The sequence below is a fragment of the Mesorhizobium sp. ES1-4 genome (assembly GCF_020164745.1).
Taxonomy (GTDB): Bacteria; Pseudomonadota; Alphaproteobacteria; order Rhizobiales; family Rhizobiaceae; genus Mesorhizobium.
Genome location: NZ_JAIUGV010000006.1, coordinates 293,459 through 308,915, shown reverse-complemented (window position 1 = coordinate 308,915; position 15,457 = coordinate 293,459). Strand labels below are relative to the sequence as shown.

Here is a 15,457-nt window from a genome sequence, read left to right as displayed (position 1 = left end):
CCCTGCCACCTCAATAGGGGTCGACGGCGTCGCGCAGGCCGTCACCGAGTGCGTTGAAGGCAAAGACGGTGACGAGCACGAAACCGACCGGCGACAGGATCCAGGGATAGGTGCCGATGACCGAATAGGTCGCGGTGTCCTGCAGCATGAGGCCCCACGAGATCAGCGGCGGCTTGACGGCGAAGCCGAGGAAACCGAGGAAGGATTCCAAGAGAACCACTGTCGGGATCGCCAGCGTCACGGCGACGATCACGTGGCTCATCACATTGGGGAAGATGTGCTGCATGATGATGCGCCGGTCGGTGGCGCCGACCGCCATGGCGGCGCGCACATATTCGATGCGTGCCAGCGCCAGCGTCTTGCCGCGCACCTCGCGCGACATCTGCGCCCAGCCCAGCGCGGACATGACGATGATGACGAAGGCGAGGAACACATTGGTCGGCGCGGTGACCGGGATCAGCGTCGTCAGCGCCAGATAGAGCGGCAGTTGCGGGAAGGCGAGCACCAGGTCGACGAAGCGCTGCATCCAGACGTCGAACCGGCCGCCGAAATAACCCGAGACCATGCCGACGGTGGTGCCGATCACGGTAATGATGAAGACGACCGTCAGCGCGATCATCAGCGAAACGCGCGAGCCGTGAATGGCGCGCGACAGCACATCGCGGCCGAATTTGTCGGTGCCGAGAAAGTGCACCGGCTGGCCGTCCGTCGAGGCGAAGAAATGCAGGCTCGACGGTATCAGCCCGAAGAGCTTGTAGGGTGCGCCTTCGACAAAGAAGCCAAGCAGCCTCGGATGATCGTAGTCGGGCCCGACGATGGGCTGGAAGGTGACAGGATCGAGGTCGGCCGAATCGGCCAGCGCGTAGACCCTCGGTCGCGCGGTGAAATTGCCGTCCTTGTCGTGGAAGACGGGCACTTGCGGCGGGGCGAAGCCGACATCGGTCGCCTTCGGGTCCATCGGCGCCAGGAATTCGGCGAACGTCGCCATGACCAGCAGCAGCACGACCAGCCAAAGCCCGGCCATACCGGTCCAGGAGCGCTGCAGCCGGCGCCAGACAAGCGCCATGTAGCTCTCATTGCCGCGTGCGGGCGCCACCGTGGCTCGCTCGTCCGGCAGTGGCGATGGTGAAGGGTCGCGTGCCAGCATCTAGTCCTCCCCGAACTGGCGCACGCGCGGATCGAGCAGGACGAGAAGCATGTCGGCGATGATATTGCCGACGATCAGCGTCGCCGACAGCACCATCATGAAGGTCGCGGTGACATACACGTCGCCGACCGCCATCGAGCCGACGATCGCCGGACCGACGGTCGGCAGCGCGAAGATGATCGCCGTTTCGATCTCGCCGGTCAGCATATAGGGCAGCACCACGCCCTGATACATGACGAGCGGGTGCAGCGCGTTGGGCACGGCGTGGCGCATGACGACGGCGCCGCCGGTCAGGCCCTTGGCCTTGGCCGTTTCGACATATTGCGCGTTGAGCGTATCGAGCAGATTGCCGCGCATGACCCGCATATTGTAGGCGAGGCCGCCAAAGGTGGCGATCGCCACCACGGGCCAGACATGCTTGACCAGGTCGACGAACTTGGCCCACGACCATGGCGCGCCGCCATATTGCGGCGAGAAGAATGAGCCGATCTCCGAGACATTGAACTGGAAGACCAGGAGATAGACGATGATCAGCGCCATCAGGAAGCGCGGCACCGTCATGCCGAGGAAGGAGATGGCCGACAGCGTCGTATCGATCCAGGTGTATTGCCTTGTCGCCGCCAATATACCGAAGGTGATGCCCAGCACCGAGGCGAGCAGATGACAAACCAGCGCGAGCAGCAGCGTGCGCGGCAGGCGCTCGCCGACGACGTCGGCCACCGGCTTGTTGTAGTAGAGGCTGTAGCCGAAATCGCCGCGGGTGACGATGCCGCCGATCCAGTTGAGATATTGGACGGGCAGCGCCTTGTCGAGGCCGTGTTCGACACGATACGCCTGGGCTTGTGCGTCGGCCTCGGCGAAGGAGGCTCCGCCCTGGTTGATCAGTTGCGAGCGGATATAATCGGCATAGTCGCCAGGCGGCGCCTGGATGATGGCAAAGGTGACCAGGCTCAAGATTGCGAGAACCGGTATTGCCGACGCTATGCGCATGAGCAGGAATCGCAACATGGACGGTCCGCTTCCTCATCTCGCCGGCCGCCCCCTTGGAGCGGCATTCGGAGGGTTGGCTTGTCCCGGCCCCCCCCGCGGCGCGGCCGGGTCTCTCTCGGTCAGGGGAGGTAAACTTACATCGGACCCTTGTCTCCGGGTTTGCCGGGAAGCTCTTCAGGGAACAGTTCATATTTCGCCTGCTTGTCCGCCGCGACGAAGACACGTTCGCGGATGATCGAATCCTCAGCCCAGTTAAACATGAAGATCGGCGTGCCCTGAGGAATGTTGGAAAAACGCTTGTTGACGATCAAGGCACCGGGATATTCCGTCAGGCCGATATTATAGACGTGCTCGGTCGAAATCTTCTGGAAGTCTCTCATCAGGCTGGCGCGCTGGTCATTGTCTTTTGACGAGACGAACTTGTTGACGATGTCGACGAGATCCTTCTCGAAAGGCATCAGATCGACCTCGCCGCTTTCCGGCGCGCGGTGATCCCAGCTGGTCTTGGGACCGACTGGAGCGAGCTGCACGGTGTTCTGCACCACGGAGGTCAGCTCCTGCTCATTGCGCCGGATCAGCCAGTCGAAGCGGCCTGAATATTGCGTGGCGTCGCGCTGGGTGCCGTTAAGCCCGTTAAGCACGATCCGGAGGCCAAGCTTCTCCATCTGCGCGACCACGCCTTCGGCGAGGCTCTTGTCAGTTGTGTAGTCGTTGTTGACCAGCATCACGATCTCGACATTCTTGCCGCCGGCGGTCCCGGATGGAAAGTTGACGAAACCATCGCCGTCGGTGTCCTTCAGGCCGGCCTTGGCGAGTTCGGCTTTGGCGGCCTCGAGGTCGAAAGGATAGTAGACGGTGGATTTGCGGTCGTAGAAGCTGGTGCCCGAGGAGAGGCCGCCCGGATAGATCGCGGTGAACGGTCCCTTGACGAGGGAACTGCCCAGCGCCTTGCGGTCAAGCGCCATGGTGACGGCCTTGCGGAAATCCTCGTTGCGGTTCAACTCGCGGATCGCTTGGCCGCGTTCGTCCGGGTTGCCCCAGCCGTTCGCGGAAAAGTTCAGGCGCAGGTTGTAGCCGATCAGACGCGGGCCGAAGGCAAGGCGCGCCGGCGCATTCGCCTCCGCCGCGCGCTTCAGCGAAGCGACGAAGTTTTCCGGTTGCTCCAGGTTGGAGAAGTCGCCCGAGCCAGCCACCGCCTGGACGTCGCGGTCGGCCCAGGTCGACAGTTTGTAATGCAGCTCGTTGAGATAGGGCAGTTGGTTGCCCTTCTCGTCCACCTTCCAATAGTAGGGGTTGCGGCGCATGACGATGATGTCGTCGGCCCGATATTCGACCGGCACCCAGGCGCCCATGACAGGCATGTTCATGTATTCCGGCGGGAAGGCGTTCTTGAACTGTTCGTAGGTGTTTTTCGAATATTTCGGGTGCTGCGGCTTCAAGATATGAGAGGGGCCAGGGCAGAAGGTACCATAGGCCATTGCGTAGAGGTGCTGTTTCGGGAAGGCGTCCTTGAAGGTCCACTCGACGGTGTAGTCGTCGATCTTCTTGAGCGTCGTGCCGACGCCGAAGGTATCCTGAGTGGCGCCATTGAGCGGCGAGACGTTGGGGTCCATGACTTCGTCGTCCCAGTAGAACATGACGTCGTCGGCGTTGAAGGGAACGCCATCCGACCATTTGGCACCTTCGATCAGGTGCATGGTCAGCTTGTGGCCGTCCGTCGACCAGTCCCAGCTTTTGGCCAGGTTGGGCAGCGGCTCGGTGTCCTTGGCCTCGACCTGGAAAAGCGGCGCGGTACGCGTCAGGCATTCGGAAAGGCCGATGTCGATGCCGCCCCAGCCTTGGGTCTGGCCGGCGCCGTAATTCCAGCCTTCCGGCCGGCCGCCGATGACATGGCGCATCGTATCGCCATAGACGCCTGTACCGTCAGGCATGTTGGCGGTCTTGAAGACCAGCGGCTCTTTCGGCAGCCGGTCCTTCACCGGCGGCAGCTTGCCGGTCTTGACGTATTTTTCCGTAACCCAGTCGGGCTCGTGATAGGCGGGCAGCGCCTTGAACTCCAGGATGGAGTCGCGCGCCACATACCTGATCTTGCCCTCCGCCGGAAACGTCGCCGGCACCGGCGGGACGGTCGGTTCGGAAGCGAAAGCGTTGAGCGCCCAAACGGAGACGCTCAGCGCCAGTCCGGCGGCAATGCCAATGCTGCGTAGGTTCCTCATTGTCTCCTCCCTCGTGTTCAGACGTTTGCTGCTCGTCTAGTCCATGCCTGTACGCAGTCCTGACGGAGAACCGCACTGCATTTCTTCTGGAATTGCTCCAGGACGACTGACTGCGGTGGACCTGCCTCCCTGGATCCCCCCGCGGCGCCCGATTTTTCAGCCGGTCTGTTTCAATGCGGCTTTTTCGGCGCGCAATTCCTCGATCGAGCGCACGTTGCGCCGCGCGGCGCCGGCCCATTCGCTTGTCTTGACCAAGGATTTCGACAGCCGCTCCTTGGCCGCCGGAACAGCATGAGCATATTGCGGCAACCATTGCGCCTGGGCGACGACCATTTCGTCGACCATCTGCCAGACCTCCTCCGGGGTCGAGACCGCGCCGACCAGCGGGTCATGCAGCACGGCGAGCTTCAGAAGATCGATGTCGCCGGATATGGCGGCATGGACCGACATGCGCTGGACATTGACCGAGGCCATGCAGGTGGCGGCACAAGCTTCCGGCAGCGTGATGCCGGCGGCCATGTTGATGCCGAAGCGATCGACGAAGCCCGGCGATTCGACGATGGCATCCGGTGGCAGGTTGGTGACGACGCCGTTATTCTTGACATTGAAGTGGCCACGGTAGACGCGGTTGGTCTCCAGCGCCTCCAATATGTGGCTGGCATGCTCGTTGGAGCGCTTTTGCGGATCGATCGGCTTCGAAGCCGCTTCGAGGAATTGCGGATATTCGGTCTCGAACCAATTGCGGGTTTCCGTGGAATAGCGGAGGTAGCCGCCGGTCTCGCCATGGATCCAGTCCGACATGTCGATCCAGCGCGTGATCTCGTCGGGGCGCTTGCGGTACCAGGGCAGGTATTCGGAGAGATGGCCATTGCTTTCGGTCGAATAGACGCCGAAACGCCTGAGCACATCGATGCGAAGCTTCTCCTGCCGGGAATAGACCGGGTGCGCCTCGAAAGCGGCGATCAGTTCGTCCTTGCCGATTTCACGGCCGTTCAGCCGCAACTCGATGAACCACGTCTGGTGGTTGATGCCGGAACAGACGTAGTCGAGTTCCCGCGGCGATTTCGCACCCAGCACCACCGCGATCTGTTCGGCGCCGTGCTGGACGCCGTGGCGGAGGCCGACCGTGTCGACCTTGCCGTATTCGATCGCCGCCCAGGTGTTCATCGCCATCGGGTTGGCGTAGTTGAGGAATTTCGCGTTCGTCTCGGCGACCTCGCGAATATCCCGGCAGAAATCGAGAATCACCGGAATGTTGCGCTGACCGTAGAGGATACCGCCGGCGCAGATGGTGTCGCCGACGCACTGGTCGATACCGTATTTCAAGGGAATGCGGATATCGTCGGCATAGGCTTCGAGACCACCGACCCGTACGCAGCTGATGATATAGCGCGCGCCCTCGATCGCCTTGCGGCGAGCGGTTGTCGCGGTCACCCTGGTCGGCAATCCGTTCGCCTCGACGATCCTGTCGAGGATCGCCTTGATCATCCCGAGATTGTGCTCGCTGATGTCGGTCAGCGCGAATTCAATGTCCTTGAATTCCGGCACGCACAGGATGTCGGTGAACAACTTCTTGGTGAAGCCGACGCTGCCGGCGCCGATAATAGCGATTTTGAAACTCATCACCTTCACCTCGATCCAATCGAATGTTAGGCAAGGAGCAGTAAGGGGAGGAAAACGCCACACGCCTTGGCATGCAGGCCATTCAAACCGAAATCCGGCCTTCTCTCCTCCCGCCCGCTCCTCGATCACGGGTTGCGCGCGTTCTTCGAGGCGGGATTATGCGCTTATTCGCGGGCGCGGCCAGAGAAGGATTATGCTTTCAGGGGTAATTTTGTGCTGCGGGATTTGATCGCCAATGGACAGTCGATGCGGACGGTCTCGCTGCCGCGCGGCCGCCAGCGCCTGCATGCGATGCCGACCAGCACGGGCTATGAGGTGCGTGAGGACGTGACCTATGACTGGGACGGGCGAAAGCGCGGCCAGACACCGTTCACCGTGCTCCAGCACACGATCAGCGGCATCGGCAGGCTGCGCTACGAGAACCGCGATTACCGCCTGCAGGCGAACGACACGCTGCTGGTTCTGGTGCCGCACAACCACCGCTACTGGCTGGCCAGGGACGAGCGCTGGGAATATTTCTGGATCTCGATGAACGGCGAGGAGGCGTTGCGCATCCACAAATCGATCCTCGACGTGTCGGGGCCGGTGTTTAGGCTGCAGCCGGCGACGGTCGATCATCTCGCCGATTGCAGTCTTCGCCTGATCAAGGGGGCCGCGTCGCCAGGCGCTGCTTCGGCCATCGCCTACGAGGCTGCGATGGCGCTCTATGACGATGTGTTCGGCTCGCACGCCTTCGCCGAAAAACAGAGCGCCATGCAGCCGATCATCGATCACATCAACGCCAATCTCGACAAGCCGCTGCCGGTGGCGGATCTGGTTGAGATCAGCGGGCTCAGCCGGGCCCACTTCTCGCGCCGCTTCGCCGAGAGCGAAGGCATCCCGCCCGCCGAGTTCGTGCTGCAGCAGCGTCTGCAACGCGCGGCCAAGCTCTTGACCAAGGCAGACTTCCTGCCAGTGAAGGAAGTCGCCATTCTGTGCGGCTTCGAGGACCCGAACTATTTTTCGAAAGTCTTTCGTCGCTTATACGGCATTAGTCCGGGCCAATTCCGCACCACCGGCATGTATGCCAGCATAAGAACTCCGGCCAGACGCGGCGTCAGAGCGTCGAATGACGGGGACTGACGCCGGCCTTGACTTTTACGCATGTCGTTGTCGCAAAACCGCTGCGCAGTTTTGGGCGACATGCATCAGGCAGCGTGCAAGGTGTCGCCGTCCAGCCATTCGAGGTCGTCGCGCGACAGCGTGATGTCGAGCGCTCGCAGGCTGTCGTCCAGTTCGCCCAGCGTGCGCGGGCCGATCAGCGGCACCGACGGGAAGGGCTGATTGAGCACATAGGCCAGCGCGATGTGGATCGGGCTCTTGCCCAGCTTCGCGGCCAGTTCGATCGCCCGGTCGCGGCGACCGAAATTCCGCTCCGAATACCAGACCCGCACCAGTTCGTCACTGTCATGCCTGTCGCGTCCTGCGCGATCGGTGAAGAAGCCGCGTCCCTGGCTCGACCAGGCGAAATTCGGCATCTGCCTGGTTGTCAGCCAGGCTTTCCAGTCATCGGTGGACGAGGTGACGCAGCCGGCCCAGATCGGCTCCAGCATTTCGGCCAGCGAGAAGTTGTTGGAGAGGGCTCCGGGCTTCTGCTTGCCGGTCCGCTCGGCGTAGGCAATGGCCTCGTCCATGCGCTGCATCGTCCAGTTCGAGCCGCCAAACGGACCTCGGATACGGCCGGCCTTCACCTCGCGATCCATCGCGTCGACGAACTCGCCGACCGGCACGTCCGGATTGTCGCGATGCATGAAATAGATATCGACATGGTCGGTCTGCAGACGGTCGAGCGACTGGGCAAGCTGCTTGCCGATCACGTCGGGATAGCACAGCGGCGAATGCGCTCCCTTGGCGATGATCGCCGATTGCCCGCGCACGCCCCGGTTCTTGAGCCACTGGCCAAGCAGCGTCTCGGTGTAGCCGCCGCCATAGACATAGCCAGTGTCGAACAGATTGCCACCGGCCTCGAAAAAAGCGTCGAGCAGGATCGAACCCGAGGAGAAAGTGCGGAAATCCTCGAAGCCGAGCGCCACCACCGACGCCAGCTTCGACAGACCGGGAATGGTGCGCTTGCCGATCGCCGTGCCACCCGAACGCAAAGGCCGCCCGGAGATGGTGTTGGTGCGCAGCGACGCCTTCTCGATCTCATATTCCAGCCCCACCGCCGCGCGCCATCTGTCGAGCACGCGCAAGGTGCCGAGGCTTTCGGCCCAGCCCATGCCCGGCCAGGCGAATTCCTGCCGCCCGGCGCGGATCGCCTCGCCGGCGGCATCGACCTCGAAGGAATAGACATGGCGCTTCTCGTTGACGCTGATGGTCTCTTGCGCGCCGTCGGCACCGATCACGTCGATCCGGCCGAGGCCGACATCGCGGTCGCCGCCGGCGAACCAGAAGTCGGGCACCTCGATACGCCCCTTTGTGCCGAAGATACGCAGGACATTGTCCTGGTTGAGCGAGATGCTGCAGGAGACTTCGGCGACGATGCCGCCCGGAAAATGCAAGATGGCCGAGGCCCATTCATCGACGCCGGATTGACCGAGATGCGCCGCGCCGACCACCTTGTCGGGCTCAGCGAAAGGCGCTCCGATGGCGGCACCCGCAATCAGCCGCACCATCGAGACGGGATAGCCGCCGACGTCGAGAATGCCGCCGCCGGCGAGGTCATTGGCATAGAGCCGGTGCTCCGGCATGAAATCAGGCATGGCAAAGCCGAAGCTCGACTTGATCATCCTGATCTCGCCGATGACGCCCGACTTGACCAGGTCCACCAGTTTCAACGTCTGCGGATGCAGCCGGTACATGAAAGCTTCGCCGAGAAAAGTGCCTGCCTTGCGCGCGGCGTGCATCATGGCGTCGGCCTCGAAGGCGGTCAGCGCGAGCGGCTTTTCGCACAGCACATGCTTTCCGGCTTCCGCCGCCCAGATCGCCCAGTGCACATGGCCGGGATGCGGGACCGCGATATAGATCGCGTCGATCTCCGGATCGGAGAGAAGAGCGTCATAACCGTCGAGGATGCGGGTGCCGGGGAAGCTCTCGGCCAAGCCAGGCTTGCCGGGGTTGCGCGCACCGATGGCGACCAGTTTCCCGGTGCGCGAACCGGCGACGCCGCCGGCGAAGGCCTTGGCGATGCCGCCCGGCCCAAGAATGCCCCAGCGAATGGGTGTGGTTGAAGTCATGTCATTCTCCTTGCGGGCTGGGAAAGGGGCGGCCGGTCAGCGCAGCCGCAGCCCTTTTTCATCGAACAGGTAGGATTTGCGGATGGAAACGGTGACAGCGGGCGTGTCGGGAACCTTTGCCGCATCGCGCTGGATCACCACGTCCTCGCCATTGGCCGTCCTGGCGTAGAGGAAACTCGTGCCGCCCAGGTGTTCGACCACGTCGATGGCAACGGCGAGATCGGCATCGCCCTCCCCCGCGTCGCCGAAATGTTCGGGCCGCACGCCGACGATGACCTTGCGCCCGGGCTCCGGCGCGGCATCTGTCAGGGGTTGCCTGATCCGCGTCTTCTTTTCGCCTGCCAGTTCGACGACGACACCTCTGGCGTCACGCCCAACAATGTGAGCCTTTATGAAATTCATCTTCGGCGAACCGACGAACCCGGCCACGAAAATATTGTCGGGATTTTCATAGAGATCGAGCGGCCGGCCGATCTGCTCGACATGGCCGCCGCGCAGCACGACGATCCGGTCAGCGAGCGTCATCGCTTCGGTCTGGTCGTGCGTGACGTAAATCATCGTCGCGCCGAGTTCCTTGTGCAGCCGCGAGATCTCGACCCGCATCTGGACACGCAGTTCGGCGTCCAGATTGGAGAGCGGCTCGTCGAACAGAAACACCTGCGGCTCGCGCACGATGGCGCGGCCGATGGCGACGCGCTGGCGCTGGCCGCCTGAAAGTTTCCTGGGACGGCGGTCCATCAATTCGCTGATGCGCAGGATCTCGGCCGCGCGCTTCACCCGCCGGTCGGTGTCAGCCTTCGGATTGCCGGTCATGCGCAGTCCGAAGGAGAGGTTCTGTTCGACGCTCATATGCGGATAGAGCGCGTAGGACTGGAACACCATCGCGATGCCGCGGTCGGCCGGCTCGACATCATTGACCACCTTGCCGCCGATGGCGATCTCGCCGCCGCTGATGTCCTCCAGCCCAGCTATCATCCTGAGCAGCGTGGACTTGCCGCAGCCCGACGGACCGACGAAGACGACGAACTCGCCATCGGCGATGTCGATATCGGCGCCATGGACGACCTCGAAGGCGCCGAAGCGCTTGGCTACATTGATGAGCGTGACGGTTGCCATTCTGCCCCTTACTTGACCGCGCCGGCGGCGATGCCGGCGATGAAATGGCGCTGCAGCAGCACGAAGACGATGAGCATCGGCACGGTCAGCATCACGGCGCCCGCCATGATGCCGCCCCACGACACCTTGGTCAGCCCGATCAGCGTGCCGAGCGCCACCGGCGCGGTCATCGAACCCGGCTGGCTGTTGATCAAAAGCGGCCAGAGATAATTGTTCCACGAGGCGAGGAACAGGATGATGCAGAGCGCTGCCAGCATCGGGCGCGCCAGCGGCAGGGCGATGAAGACGAAGATGCGCCACTCCTTGACACCCTCGACACGGGCGGCATCGAACAGGTCATCGGGCATCATCGAAAAGCTCTGGCGCATGAACAGCACGCCGAGCGAATTGAACAGCGGCGGCACGATCAGCGCCACCCATGTGTTGGCGAGCTTGAAGTCGCGCGCCACCATGATGAATTGCGGGATCAGCACCACCGCATAGGGCAGCGTGATGGTGCCCAGGATGATGGCAACGACCACGCTTTTGCCGAAGAACTGATAGCGGGCCAGCGCCCAGCCGGCCATCGAGGTCAAAAGCACCGACAGGAAGGTGTAGGTCACCGCAACGCCGACAGAGATGATGATGGCGCCGACGAAGTCGGTGTCGCGCTGCAGATTGTTGAAATTGTCGATAAAATTGCCGTGCGGCAACAGTTCGATGCCGGGGCTGAAGATGCCGTTGTCGGGCATGGTCGAGAACACCACCATCATCCACAGCGGAAACAGCCAGATCAGCGCCAGCGGCGTCAGGAAGAGGTGCAGCGCGATGCTGCGTCTCAGGCGGGACGAGGAAAGCGAGGTCATTTCGGTTCCCTCATCAGCCACAGTTGCACCAGCGTGATCGCGATCGCCAGCCCCGCCATGGTGTAAGCAACAGCCGAGGCGTAACCGAAATTGAGCGAACGGAAGCCCTGACGGTAAAGCAGCAGGCCGAGCGTCTCGGTGCCGCCGCCTGGCCCGCCGCGCTCGGTGATCAGGAACGGCTCGGTGAACAATTGCATGGTGCCGATGATCGACAGCACGGCGCAAAAGACGATGACCGGCTTCAACAGCGGCAGAGTGATGTGGAAGAATTGCTTAAGCTTGCTCACCCGGTCGAGCGTCGCCGCCTCATAGACATCCTCGGGAATGGATTGCATGCCGGCCAGCAGGATGATGGCGTTGTAGCCGGCCCAGCGCCAGGTGACCGCAATCATGATCAGCGCCATGGCCGGCGTGACATTGGAGAACCAGTCGACCTTAGGCAGACCGATGCTGTTCAGGAGCTTGTTGACGATGCCGAAATCGAGGCTGAACATCAGCCGAAAGACAGCCGAATAGGCGACCTCGCCGACCACCACCGGGGCGAAAAAGGCGAAGCGGTAGAGACCGCGCGCCTTGAGCAACGGCGAATTCAGAAGAACAGCCATCACCATGGCCAGCGCGATCATCACCGGGACCTGGATGACCAGGATAAGCAGCGTATTCTTCAGCGCGTTGAAGAAGGCAGGGTCGCCGATCAAGCGGCCCCAGTTGAAGCCGGGCGCGAAGCGCCAGGGAACGGTGCGCGTCGCCTGGAACGAGATCAGGAACGAGGAGATGATCGGCCACACCCAGAAGATGGCAAAGATCAGGAGATAGGGCGTGAGGAAGCGATAGGCCGTGGCATTGCGGTTGCGCATCCTTCTCCTCCTTTCTGCTGGTTTGTGCGGGCACGATCGCCGAATTGGGCGCCGTCCGTCATCCGCCTGCCGGCACCCTCCCCCCGCATAGTGACGGGGAGAGGGAAGCTGTCGGCACCTCAGGACTTGATCGGCAGCCCAGTCGCTGATGCGATCTGGCTGGCGGCATCGTCGAGTGCCGCCTTGGCGTCGGGATAGCCGCCGGCGAGATATTTGGTCTGCACCGCGCGCACGATGATCTCGGCATCGCTCTGGAACTGCGTGCCGCGGCTCGGAACAACCTTGGGCAAGGTGCCCAGGATATCCTTCCACACCGCCTGGCCGCCCCAGTAGGGCAGGCCCTGGCTGACATAGGGGTCGTTCAGCGCCGAGACCAGCGAGGGAACGAGGCCGAACTCCTTCAGCATGGTGATCTGGCCTTCATTGGTCCCGAGCGCGTATTTCAAATACTCGTAGGCCGCTTCCTTGTTCTTCGACGCCGAGGTGATGGCGAGCGAGGAGCCGCCGAGATTGGCGGCGCGCGGGCCGTCCGCGGTCAGGCTCGGCATCAGGTAGACGCCCCATTTGCCGCTTTCACCGGGCGATTCGGTGCGGATGGTGCCCTCGTACCAGCCGCCATAGACCTGGGTGGCGACGGTGCCGGCGGTGTTGTTGGTGATCTTGGTGCTCCAGTCGGCCGACGAGACAATGCCGGCGTCCTTCATCTCCTTGAGCTTGGTCATGGCATCGACGCATTTGGGCTGGTTGACCGTGATCGACAGGCCGTCCTCGGCGAAATAGGCACAGCCCTGCTCGTTGGAGATCATGCGGAACAACTCGCTGTCGCCGTTGAAATCGGCGTTGGTCATCGAGACGCCTGGATTGGCCGCCTGAATTGTCTTGCCGGCGGCTATGAAATCGTCCCAGGTCTTGATCGATGCCGGATCAACGCCGGCCTTCTCATAGAAGTCGCGGCGATAGAAGGCGGCGACCGGACCGGAATCCCACGGCATGGCATAGGCCTTGTCGCCGACTTCGAGCTCGGTGCGCTTGAAATCGGGGAATTTCTTCTGGTCCTCGGCCGTGTAGCCCAGCGTGTGCAAATCGACGAAGCAATCGGGGAACTGGCTCCAGTAGTTCTCGGCCTCGCCATTCTCGATGGTGACGATATCGGGCAGGCCGACGCCACCAGCGGCACAGCCCGCTATGGACTTGTCATAGGTCGGCTGGTTGCCGAGATCCTGGACCGTGACCTTGATGTCGGGATGCAGCTTGTTGAAGCCGGCAATGGTCGACTTCAGCGAAGAAGCGGCGATGTTCCAGCTCCAGATCGTGATTTCGCCAGATTGCGCGAAGGCCGGGGCGGAGCCCAGGGCAAGCGCGAGCGCGGCGCAGGACAGTGTGATGCGCATTGAAATCCTCCCATTTCATTTGCTCTCTTTGCGAGCGTGGCTACACTAGGCACCGGCAAAGGCCTGTCCCCGACAGAGGGAATATGAAATTGGCGGAAAGTAAGATGTCTGAAAGGCCGTTTTACCAGCCCGGCGCGAGCAGCGTGGAAGGCCTGCCGCTGCTGCTGCAGATGTTCCACACCAGTCCGCTGGTAATGCTCAAGCCGCATTGGCATGCCCAGGTCGAGGTGAATTTCATCGTCCGCGGCTCCGTCCACTACCGCATGAACGAGCACGAAGTCTCGCTTTCGGCCGGCGAGATGTGCCTGTTCTGGGGCGGCTTGCCGCACCAGATGGACGATCTCTCCGACGACGCCGTCTATGCCGGCGCGCATCTGCCGCTGGTGCATTTCTTCCGGCTGCATCTGCCGGCGGATATACGCCACCGACTGATGACCGGTGCGACGCTGGTGACCAGCGCAACCGATCAATCCGACAGGGACAATTTCGCCCGATGGAACCGCTATGCCCGTTCGGGCGATCCGGCCAAAGCCGAGCACGCCGTCAATGAACTTCTGCTCAGGCTGGAGCGGGTGCGGTTCGAGCCCTACAGGCTGGTTCCGGAAAACGCCGCCGGGCAGGATGCGGGCAGCCCCTTCGACCAGCAGTCATCGCGCAATGTCGGGCGCATGTGCGATTTCATCGCCGAGAATTTCCTCTACGATATCGATTGCGTGAACATAGCGGCGGCCGCCGACATCCACCCGAAATACGCCATGAGCCTGTTCAAGAAATCGACCGGCATGACGCTCAACGAATATGTCAACCTGTTGCGGCTAAGCTATGCGCAGGCGCTGTTGATGCATCAGGACGCCAATGTGCTGCGCGTGGCCATGGACAGTGGCTTCGGCTCGCTCAGCGCCTTCAACAAATCCTTCCGCAAGCTGGCCGGCATGACGCCGTCCGACTTTCGCAAAGGCCTGGCAAGCGCCAGATAGGCGGACGCACGGCACGGAAACCAGCCCGTCGGGCGGCATTTGTTTTCCTGCAGGAAAATCCACATCTGGGCGCTGGACAGGCCGGATTCCCGTGCTATAACCCACGCGCTTTCAAGGGGCGCCACGGCGTCGCCATGAAACCCGGAACACGAGTTTTCGTTAGCCGGAACAGGCCCAGATAGCTCAGTTGGTAGAGCAGCGGACTGAAAATCCGCGTGTCGGTGGTTCGAATCCGCCTCTGGGCACCAGCACCTTTCTAAGGTGTTGACTTAGCTGAAAAACTAGCAAAATTAAGTGCTTAGGTCTGCCCGAGTGCCACACACGGGTGTTACACATGGTCCTTGCAATGAGCCGTCCTGTCAAACATCGGAAGGCCGGCGTGTATCCCTGCCTTCGTTCGATCCGGTTACGGGAGTGGAGGGGCGCAGACCCAATTCCAGGCACAATGCCGACCGAGAATATCTTTTGGAGATCAATGAGGGCGCCGGATCCATCGCATTTCTTTTGAGCATCGGCAAGCGCGACCATTCTAGCCTTCTGCATTCAAGTCCGTGGTTCCTTTGTTTGCCACTCGGTGAGCAATGTTCTTATGCCCGCCAAAATTATATCATGCTGATGAACACCGGACCTTCTGTAACTCGTCCAGATTCGCAATCGCAAATCCTTTAGATCGAGGGTGACAGAGCAGAATCCGCCTGACGCCTCAAAACAATTAATCAGAACATCGTCTTGCGCAGCGAGGCGGAACCAGTTGTTCGCGCCCCCTCGTGTCAATATGCCGTCTGGAAGCTCTCGCTGTCCCCTCCAGATGAACTTTCGTGAATTCGCCACCATTTCCGATACGCTAGTGTCATCGTCGCGTATTGGCGCAAGGCGGATGATCCGGAGTACCCATTCGTCGGGCCCGGGGGATGGTCTGTCGCTCTCCACCGGCGCTGCCGGCAGCATGGACATGCCGGACAAATCCTTTTCGGGCGGCTGGAGATCCGGAACCCAAAATGCAATCGAGGTCCAATCGTACCGCTGCTGGCAATTAAGGGACCAAGGCCCGGGGCGGCCCAGAAAATATGCCCATGGGAT

11 protein-coding genes and 1 tRNA gene are annotated in these 15,457 nt (G+C 61.9%); 3 read left to right on the top strand and 9 right to left on the bottom strand.

The genetic code is table 11. From position 1 onward, the window contains the following. Window positions 1-10: 10 nt before the first annotated feature. From LB556_RS14120 to LB556_RS14105, 4 genes are all read right to left on the bottom strand, one after another. Window positions 11-1,147, bottom strand: a complete 1,137-nt coding sequence (locus LB556_RS14120; protein WP_224567964.1) for an ABC transporter permease — start codon at window positions 1,145-1,147, stop codon at window positions 11-13. Further along, window positions 1,148-2,155 carry an ABC transporter permease gene (locus tag LB556_RS14115; RefSeq protein ID WP_224567963.1) on the bottom strand — a complete coding sequence of 336 codons (1,008 nt, stop codon included), beginning with the start codon at window positions 2,153-2,155 and terminating at the stop codon, window positions 1,148-1,150. It lies immediately after the preceding gene. A 116-nt stretch (window positions 2,156-2,271) separates the two neighbouring features. Beyond that, complete coding sequence (locus tag LB556_RS14110; protein ID WP_224567962.1) at window positions 2,272-4,353, bottom strand: ABC transporter substrate-binding protein; 2,082 nt, start codon at window positions 4,351-4,353, stop codon at window positions 2,272-2,274. Between the two features lie 156 nt (window positions 4,354-4,509). Beyond that, window positions 4,510-5,976 carry an alpha-glucosidase/alpha-galactosidase gene (locus LB556_RS14105; RefSeq protein WP_224567961.1) on the bottom strand — a complete coding sequence of 489 codons (1,467 nt, stop codon included), beginning with the start codon at window positions 5,974-5,976 and terminating at the stop codon, window positions 4,510-4,512. A 213-nt stretch (window positions 5,977-6,189) separates the two neighbouring features. Between LB556_RS14105 and LB556_RS14100 the strand changes: the two genes are divergently transcribed. After that, window positions 6,190-7,098, top strand: coding sequence for an AraC family ligand binding domain-containing protein (locus tag LB556_RS14100; protein WP_224567960.1), 909 nt, complete (start codon window positions 6,190-6,192; stop codon window positions 7,096-7,098). A 65-nt stretch (window positions 7,099-7,163) separates the two neighbouring features. Here LB556_RS14100 and LB556_RS14095 read toward each other — a convergent pair whose 3' ends face one another. The 5 genes from LB556_RS14095 to LB556_RS14075 all read right to left on the bottom strand — a co-directional run bounded on the left by LB556_RS14095 (window position 7,164) and on the right by LB556_RS14075 (window position 13,400). Continuing rightward, window positions 7,164-9,191 (bottom strand): aldo/keto reductase, encoded by a 2,028-nt coding sequence (locus LB556_RS14095; protein ID WP_224567959.1) that lies wholly within the window; start codon window positions 9,189-9,191, stop codon window positions 7,164-7,166. Between the two features lie 36 nt (window positions 9,192-9,227). Further along, window positions 9,228-10,307 carry an ABC transporter ATP-binding protein gene (locus LB556_RS14090; protein WP_224567958.1) on the bottom strand — a complete coding sequence of 360 codons (1,080 nt, stop codon included), beginning with the start codon at window positions 10,305-10,307 and terminating at the stop codon, window positions 9,228-9,230. An 8-nt stretch (window positions 10,308-10,315) separates the two neighbouring features. Further along, window positions 10,316-11,152: a carbohydrate ABC transporter permease gene (locus LB556_RS14085; RefSeq protein ID WP_224567957.1), complete on the bottom strand. Its 837-nt coding sequence runs from the start codon at window positions 11,150-11,152 to the stop codon at window positions 10,316-10,318. Beyond that, window positions 11,149-12,009: a carbohydrate ABC transporter permease gene (locus LB556_RS14080; protein WP_224567956.1), complete on the bottom strand. Its 861-nt coding sequence runs from the start codon at window positions 12,007-12,009 to the stop codon at window positions 11,149-11,151. The genes LB556_RS14085 and LB556_RS14080 overlap by 4 nt, the downstream gene beginning before the upstream one ends. 119 nt (window positions 12,010-12,128) lie before the next feature. After that, complete coding sequence (locus LB556_RS14075; protein WP_224567955.1) at window positions 12,129-13,400, bottom strand: ABC transporter substrate-binding protein; 1,272 nt, start codon at window positions 13,398-13,400, stop codon at window positions 12,129-12,131. 104 nt (window positions 13,401-13,504) lie between these two features. Between LB556_RS14075 and LB556_RS14070 the strand changes: the two genes are divergently transcribed. Together LB556_RS14070 and LB556_RS14065 are read left to right on the top strand one after the other, a co-directional pair. Next, complete coding sequence (locus tag LB556_RS14070; RefSeq protein WP_224567954.1) at window positions 13,505-14,377, top strand: helix-turn-helix domain-containing protein; 873 nt, start codon at window positions 13,505-13,507, stop codon at window positions 14,375-14,377. Window positions 14,378-14,549: 172 nt separating this feature from the next. Then, a tRNA-Phe gene (locus LB556_RS14065) sits at window positions 14,550-14,625 on the top strand. Window positions 14,626-15,457 lie beyond the last annotated feature (832 nt).

What these genes read in the sequence shown, in the direction of transcription:
- LB556_RS14120 (WP_224567964.1), bottom strand. Translation starts at nt 1,147, where the DNA reads ATGCTGGCACGCGACCCTTCACCATCGCCACTGCCGGACGAGCGAGCC.
- LB556_RS14115 (WP_224567963.1), bottom strand. Translation starts at nt 2,155, where the DNA reads ATGTTGCGATTCCTGCTCATGCGCATAGCGTCGGCAATACCGGTTCTC.
- LB556_RS14110 (WP_224567962.1), bottom strand. Translation starts at nt 4,353, where the DNA reads ATGAGGAACCTACGCAGCATTGGCATTGCCGCCGGACTGGCGCTGAGC.
- LB556_RS14105 (WP_224567961.1), bottom strand. Translation starts at nt 5,976, where the DNA reads ATGAGTTTCAAAATCGCTATTATCGGCGCCGGCAGCGTCGGCTTCACC.
- LB556_RS14095 (WP_224567959.1), bottom strand. Translation starts at nt 9,191, where the DNA reads ATGACTTCAACCACACCCATTCGCTGGGGCATTCTTGGGCCGGGCGGC.
- LB556_RS14090 (WP_224567958.1), bottom strand. Translation starts at nt 10,307, where the DNA reads ATGGCAACCGTCACGCTCATCAATGTAGCCAAGCGCTTCGGCGCCTTC.
- LB556_RS14085 (WP_224567957.1), bottom strand. Translation starts at nt 11,152, where the DNA reads ATGACCTCGCTTTCCTCGTCCCGCCTGAGACGCAGCATCGCGCTGCAC.
- LB556_RS14080 (WP_224567956.1), bottom strand. Translation starts at nt 12,009, where the DNA reads ATGCGCAACCGCAATGCCACGGCCTATCGCTTCCTCACGCCCTATCTC.
- LB556_RS14075 (WP_224567955.1), bottom strand. Translation starts at nt 13,400, where the DNA reads ATGCGCATCACACTGTCCTGCGCCGCGCTCGCGCTTGCCCTGGGCTCC.
- LB556_RS14070 (WP_224567954.1), top strand. Translation starts at nt 13,505, where the DNA reads ATGTCTGAAAGGCCGTTTTACCAGCCCGGCGCGAGCAGCGTGGAAGGC.